Here is a 1,492-nt window from a genome sequence, read left to right as displayed (position 1 = left end):
GCATATATCCCCCGTCGCGCCTTGGGAGTAGCACAGCCGTGACTGCCTGTCAAGGGTGCGGAGCACCGCCGCGCAGCGGCGGCTTTGCCCTTGACAGGCTGCCCCGGTTGTGCTATGGGTGGCGCGGCGACGGGGGATATTCCACAAGAGCCGTTTTCACGGGAGACGGTGGGACGGGGGAGACGGGAAAAGCTCTGGACACCGTGTCCAGAGCTTCCGCTTACTTCTCCCTATCCGCCGTTTTCTCGCCCTTGCCCAGCTCCGGGGGCTGCTTCTCTTTCCACTCCCCCAACAGGGCCATGATCTGATCTTTCATTTCACGGGGCGTCTTGTCCTTCCCAAAATACTGGGCCAATTCCGCAGAGCTGATGATCACGTCAAAATCCTCCTTTTTCTTCTCCTGGCTCAACACCGCGTCGATCACGTCCGGGTTGAGCTGGTTTTTTTCGTCCATTTCCCGCAGCTTCTTCGCCTGGGCCTTGGAGGGGGACGACTGCTGCCCCTCAATGGACACGGCGATATACTTCTGATGGTCCGGCCTGATACGGGAAATCTCCACAGCGGGGGTGAACGACAGCTTGCCGCCGTCCATAAACTGTTTCAGCTCCGGCACAAGGTCATTCAGATAAATGTACCGCTGCACCGTCTTTCCGCTCATGCCGTTGCGCTCGCCCACTTTGTCCAGAGACAGCTTGCCCAGGTCCGCGCCGTCGCCCCGCGTNCCCTGGTGCTTGATGGCCTCATACTGCTGCTTCAAGGCTGCCGCCTTTTCGCTGGGCCGGATCGTTTCANGGTGGCGCAGGTTGTCGTCCGTCATGGCAAGGACCGCTTCATCATCCGTCATGTTGCGGACGATACAGGGCATATTTTTGTACCCCGCCAGTTCGCTTGCCCGCTGCCGCCGGTGGCCCGCTATGATCTCATAGCCCCCGCCCTCACGGGGACGCACCAGGGCGGGCTGGTGGACGCCGCCTGCCCGCACAGACGATACCAGCCCTTTCATTTCATTGTCGTCCCGGACGCCGAACGGGTGATCCTGGAACGGGTGGAGCTGGTCGAGGTCCAGATAGACGATCTCCTCTTTTTCCGCGCGGGAGGCGTCCTTGGGCTGGGGCGGCTCCTCCGGCGCAGGCGCGGGAGGGGGCGGGATCTCCTCCTTGGCCGGGGTGGATTTTCCGGCGGCCTTGCCCCGTGTGGCGGTCTTGGCCGTCTTGCCAGCTCCGCCCCCGCCGGGGGTCTGCTTCTCCGCCTTGGGCGGGCGGCCCTTGCGCTTGGGCCTCTCACCCTGGGCCGGGGCCTCCTTGTTCTTGGGGCGGCGGCCACGGCGGGGAGGCTCCGGCTGCTCCTGGGGCTTCTCCCACTCCTGCCCGCCCTCCTTGGCCGGGTCCGTCTGCTCCTGCCCCGCCCGGACGGACGACAGGTTGATCACCTTNTTCTCCGGGGCCGGGGGACCATCCATGCCGGGGATCACACCCTGGGCCCCCGGCTCCGG

The 1,492-nt window shown here is 64.5% G+C and carries 1 protein-coding gene; it reads right to left on the bottom strand.

Annotation, left to right across the window (positions count from 1 at the left end; translation table 11 throughout):
* Positions 1 to 220 precede the first annotated feature (220 nt).
* Positions 221 to 1,492, bottom strand: a 1,272-nt coding sequence (locus JX325_RS16585) for a ParB/RepB/Spo0J family partition protein (RefSeq protein ID WP_204792135.1), incomplete at its 5' end; no start/stop codon positions are given.

This window comes from Oscillibacter sp. CU971 (genome assembly GCF_905219725.1).
Taxonomy (GTDB): Bacteria; Bacillota; Clostridia; order Oscillospirales; family Oscillospiraceae; genus Oscillibacter.
This window is presented reverse-complemented; position numbering and strand designations above follow the sequence as displayed.